The 4,755-nt window shown below is 59.4% G+C and carries 5 protein-coding genes; 1 reads left to right on the forward strand and 4 read right to left on the reverse strand.

What is annotated here, in order from left to right; genetic code table 11:
• Window positions 1–116: 116 nt before the first annotated feature.
• The 3 genes from HMPREF2129_RS10300 to pgi all read right to left on the reverse strand — a co-directional run bounded on the left by HMPREF2129_RS10300 (window position 117) and on the right by pgi (window position 3,972).
• Window positions 117–737, reverse strand: a complete 621-nt coding sequence (locus HMPREF2129_RS10300) for a DedA family protein (protein ID WP_034666322.1) — start codon at window positions 735–737, stop codon at window positions 117–119.
• 15 nt (window positions 738–752) lie between these two features.
• A complete protein-coding gene (locus tag HMPREF2129_RS10305) occupies window positions 753–2,240 on the reverse strand; it encodes a glutamate-cysteine ligase family protein (protein WP_034666324.1) in 1,488 nt (495 codons plus the stop codon).
• 70 nt (window positions 2,241–2,310) lie between these two features.
• Window positions 2,311–3,972, reverse strand: coding sequence for a glucose-6-phosphate isomerase (pgi, locus tag HMPREF2129_RS10310; protein WP_084576815.1), 1,662 nt, complete (start codon window positions 3,970–3,972; stop codon window positions 2,311–2,313).
• Between the two features lie 80 nt (window positions 3,973–4,052).
• On the opposite strand from pgi, the gene HMPREF2129_RS10315 reads away from it, so the two are divergent.
• Window positions 4,053–4,373 (forward strand): antibiotic biosynthesis monooxygenase family protein, encoded by a 321-nt coding sequence (locus HMPREF2129_RS10315; protein ID WP_034666326.1) that lies wholly within the window; start codon window positions 4,053–4,055, stop codon window positions 4,371–4,373.
• Between the two features lie 39 nt (window positions 4,374–4,412).
• Here the strand turns inward: HMPREF2129_RS10315 and HMPREF2129_RS10320 are convergent, their stop codons facing one another.
• Window positions 4,413–4,712 carry a chorismate mutase gene (locus tag HMPREF2129_RS10320; protein ID WP_034666328.1) on the reverse strand — a complete coding sequence of 100 codons (300 nt, stop codon included), beginning with the start codon at window positions 4,710–4,712 and terminating at the stop codon, window positions 4,413–4,415.
• Window positions 4,713–4,755 lie beyond the last annotated feature (43 nt).

The following is a 4,755-nucleotide window of genomic DNA, read 5'->3' on the forward strand; positions in this document are numbered from 1 at the left end:
CGGGGGCCTGTCGTTTATCTAAAGCCCCAGTTCGCTGCGAGGCGCGGTGTTGAATCCTTCACCCTGAACACGCGAACACTCCGGGCACGCGAGCCCCGAGCCAAGTCAAACCCCAACTAATCAGCCTGTTTTTCCTTCACATCGCGCCTGATAAAGAATACGAGGAATCCCAGCATCACCAGGATCAACAGGACATAGACGACCTTTGAGTACTGGTCGATGTAGGTGGTCACGGCTTCCCAGTTGTCGCCTAGCGTGAAACCCAGATAAATAAGGATGAAGTTCCAGACGGCGGAACCAAGGGTGGTCCAAAGACCAAAGGTGAGCAGGTTCATGCGGTCCAGGCCGGCGGGGATGGAAATGAGGGAGCGGATGCCGGGAATCAAACGGCCAAACAGAATGGATGGACGGCCGTGGCGGTCAAACCATTCGAGGGATTTGTCCACGTCTGAGGCCTTGACCAGCCACATCCAGTCCGCGATGGCGCGCAGGCGTTCCGCGCCCAGCCACGCACCCACGCCATACAGAATGTAGGCGCCCACCACTGAACCGATGGTGGCCCAGATGAACACTGCGGCGAAGTTCAGTGAGCCCTGAGCAACGGTGAAACCGCCCAGCGGCAGGACAACTTCGGAGGGGATGGGTGGGAAGAGGTTCTCAAGCAGGATGGCAATGCCGACGCCGGGGGCGCCGAGCGTATCCATGAGACCGACAATCCAATCGATGATGGCAGACATGAGGGATAGTCTGCCTTACTGGACGTCAGTGGACCAAGTGTGAACCGGTGATCCAGACTTCTGGTTTTCCAGGTAGACCGCAAGCATCTTTGCTAGGGCTTCTTGGCGCTCCGGGGTGTCGGGTTTGGTGCCGTTGCCGAGTTTGTCCAAAACGTCTAGCTGCCAGGTGGCGCCGTTTTGGCGGTTCCAGGCGCGGCCCTCGATGATGCCCAGGTATTTTTCGTTGAGGTCCTCATTCACCTTGAGCATTTTCAGGCCTTCGTGGGCTTGGTCGAGGAGGTGGTTGAGAACGAGGTTGGATACGTCGATACGCCCTAGCGTTGGCCAGACCATGGTGGCGCCGATGCCGTCACGGGCGCCTTCATAAAAGTTCGATCGGGCGTCCTCAAAGGTCAGGCGGGACCAGACGGGGCGGGTTTGTTCGCCGAGGAATTTCACTAGACCGTAGTAGAAGGCGGCGTCCGCGATGATGTCGGCGGTGGTGGGGCCGGCGGGCAGGAGACGGTTTTCCACGCGGATGTGGGACAGTTCCAGCGAGGGGTCATAGATGGGCCGGTTCCAGCGCCACACGGTTCCGTTGTGCAGGTTGAGGTAGTGCAGCGCGGGGCTGTTGCCGTCCATGATGGGTTTGCCGGCGGCGGTGCGGGATTCCGGGATGAGCGGCGAAAAATATCGCACGTTCTCTTCGAACATGTCAAAGACGCTGGTGATCCACCGTTCACCGAACCACACGCGTGGCCGCACACCCTGGTTGACCAGGACGGCAGTGCGGGTGTCAATGGATTGTTTGAACACCGGGATACGCGATTCATGCCATGTGCGGTGCCCCATGAACAACGGTGAGTTCGCGCCCAACGCCACCTGTACACCAGCGATAGCCTGGGAAGCATTCCACGCGTCGCGGAAGCGATCTGGCGCCACCTGGAGGTGTAGCTGCATGGAGGTGCAGGTGGATTCGGTGGCGATGTCGTCGAAGGTGGCGCGGTAGCGTTCCTGCCGGGAGACATCGATATGCACGAGCTCACCGCGCGCTTCGAGCACCATGTTGGACAGCGCAGCATAGCGGTTCTCGGGGGTCATCCACTCGTCGCTTTGCAGGTAGTCTGTGGTGACGGTGGGCAGCGTGCCGATCATCGCGACGTGCGCGCCGGCTTTCTGCGCCGCCTTATTCACGGCCGCCAGCCGCACATCGAGCCCCTCATGCAGCTGCCGCAGCCCGTCCCCCGCCAGCGCGAGTGGCGGGTGGTTGAGCTCCACGTTGTAGCGGCCAACTTCGGTTTGGTACTCGTCGGACAGTTCCCCGAGCACGGCCTCATTACATCCGGCCGGGGCCATATCGTCGCCCACGAGATTGAGCTCAAGTTCCAACCCGATCGTGCCGTGGTCGACAAATTCGGCCTCCTGGAGGTGGCGGTCGAAGCTCTCCAGGTCATCAAGCAGCAGTTGGCGGTATCGCGTCCGCTGCTTGGGGGTGTAGGAATCACGTGAAACGGCATCGCCCATGCTGGCTTAGCTTATCCGCCGCAAACCAAATTATTATGGTTTGCAGCGGTTTTGATTCACGCGGCACGCATCAAGCGTGGTTGCGGTACCAGGTGATCAGGTTGTCGGTGGAGGAGTCCCCACTATTGGGTTCTTCCTCGCCTGAGACGGCTGCGGCGAGCTCGTTGGCTTGAGCTTTGCCCAGTTCAACACCCCATTGGTCGAAGGAGTTGATACCCCAGATCACGCCCTGCGTGAACGTGATGTGCTCATACAAAGCGATGAGCGCACCCAGTACGTGCGGCGTGAGCTCGTCTGCGAGGATCGTCGTTGTCGGTCGATTTCCAGGCATCACTTTGTGCGGGGCCAATTGCTTATCGACGCCCCCCGCTTCCACCTCTTCCACCGTCTTCCCAAACGCCAGTACCTTGGTCTGCGCGAAGAAGTTGCCCATGAGTAGGTCGTGCATGGAGCCTTCGCCGGTAGCGGTGGGCAGGTCTTCTTTCGGGCGGGCAAAACCGATGAAGTCAGCGGGGATCATGGAGGTGCCTTGGTGCATGAGCTGGAAGAATGCGTGCTGGCCGTTGGTTCCTGGTTCGCCCCAGAAGACTTCTCCGGTGTCGGTGGGGACCGGTGAGCCGTCGATAAGCACAGACTTGCCGTTCGACTCCATGGTGAGTTGTTGCAGGTACGCGGGGAAGCGCGCGAGGTCCTGCGAGTAGGGGAGCACTGCGTGCGTGGCGGCACCGTGGAAGTTGCGGTACCAGATGTTCAACAGGCCCATAAGAGCTGGGATGTTCTCGCAGATGTCGGTGGTACGGAAGTGCTCGTCCATGGTGTGGAAGCCTTCGAGGAAACGCATAAAATCGAGGGGGCCGATGACAGCCATGAGGCTGAGGCCGATCGCGGAATCGACGGAATAGCGGCCACCAACCCAATCCCAGAACGGGAACATGTTCTCCGTATCAATGCCGAACTCCGCAACCTTCTCTGCATTCGTGGACACTGCGACGAAGTGCTTAGCGATGGCGGATTCATCCCCATCAAACTGCTCCAACAGCCAACGCTTCGCGGCGTGCGCATTGGAGAGCGTTTCCTGTGTAGTGAAAGTCTTGGAGGCGACGATGAACAGCGTCTCACCCGGATCTGCCTCATCGAGGACACTGACCATGTCTGCTGGATCAACATTGGAAACAAACTCCGCTGTGATCCCCGCCGTGGCGTAGGTGCGCAGGGCCCTGGCTGCCATCGCAGGCCCCAAGTCTGAACCGCCGATACCAATGTTGACCACCTTCTTAATGGTGTGGCCCGTGTGCCCCAACCATGCACCAGAGCGCAGCTTAGACGCGAAATCTCGCATGCGACCGAGGACCTCGTGCACATCAGCGGCGACATCCTGACCATCGACGGTGAGATGCTCCTCCGCAGGCAGGCGCAGCGCGGTGTGGAGCACCGCACGGTCCTCCGTGGAGTTGATATGAGCCCCCTGGAACATCTGCTCCGTTGCGTGCTTCAAGTCGGCTTCTTCCGCCAGGGCCACTAGGGCATCCAAGATGTCCTCATCCAACAGGTTCTTGGACAGGTCGACGTGGAGGCCTGCGGCGTCGAACGTGTATTTCTGCGCACGCTGCTCATCCCGGTCAAACAGCTCTCGCAGAGTCATTGCTTTCTTCTCTGCATGAAGTTTTTGCAAGTTCTTCCATGCCTGGGTCTGGGTGATATCGCGGGAGGGGGTGACGGAGGAATCAGTCATAGCGTGTCCTTGGGAGCTGATCATCGAGGAAATAAATGTGTGCCTCCCAGGTTAGTGAAATTTTGGGTCATAATGGGGCCATGAGCATCGTCAAAATTAACGCAATCACTGTCCCAGAAGGTGCTGGCGAAAAGCTCGAGGAGCGTTTCCAGGCACGCAAGCACGCAATCGACAGTCAGCCAGGCTTCGAAGGCTTCCAATTACTACGCCCGGTAAAGGGGGAGGACCGCTACTTCGTGGTCACCCGTTGGGCGGACCAGGAGTCCTACGATGCATGGTGGGCCGGCGAAGGCCAGGCCGCTCATGCCAACAAAGAAGGGGAGCAGCCCCGCAAGCCGGTGGCTACCGGCGCAGAGCTGCTTGAATTCGAGGTTGTACTCGATTCGCTCGAACAAAACTAGGGCCCACTTCCTTAATCCATAGGGCCCAGTCTCTGGGCCCTAGCCGAGTTTGCCTCGCCCAAGCCTGAGCAGGATTGCGGCGAGGTTTGGTCCTTCTTCCCCCAGTTCATCCCGGAACTGGTTGATGATGGCCACTTCACGGGTGTGCACTAGGCGTGTGCCCCCCGACCCCATACGAGTTTTTCCGATAGCGCGGGAGATCTCGGAGCGGCGCTTCACTGCGTCCAAGATCACGCGGTCCAGCCGGTCAATTTCCTGCCGATACTGTTGAATCTCCGCGTCCGACAACGGGTCATCCGTCCCCGATGGGTACCTGATCTCAAACTGCTCCTCGCCCATAGCCCTTCATTCTGCCATGTGTCTGCATGAACTAGCGCAGGGA

The sequence above is a fragment of the Corynebacterium tuscaniense DNF00037 genome (assembly GCF_000759055.1).
Lineage (GTDB): Bacteria > Actinomycetota > Actinomycetes > Mycobacteriales > Mycobacteriaceae > Corynebacterium > Corynebacterium tuscaniense.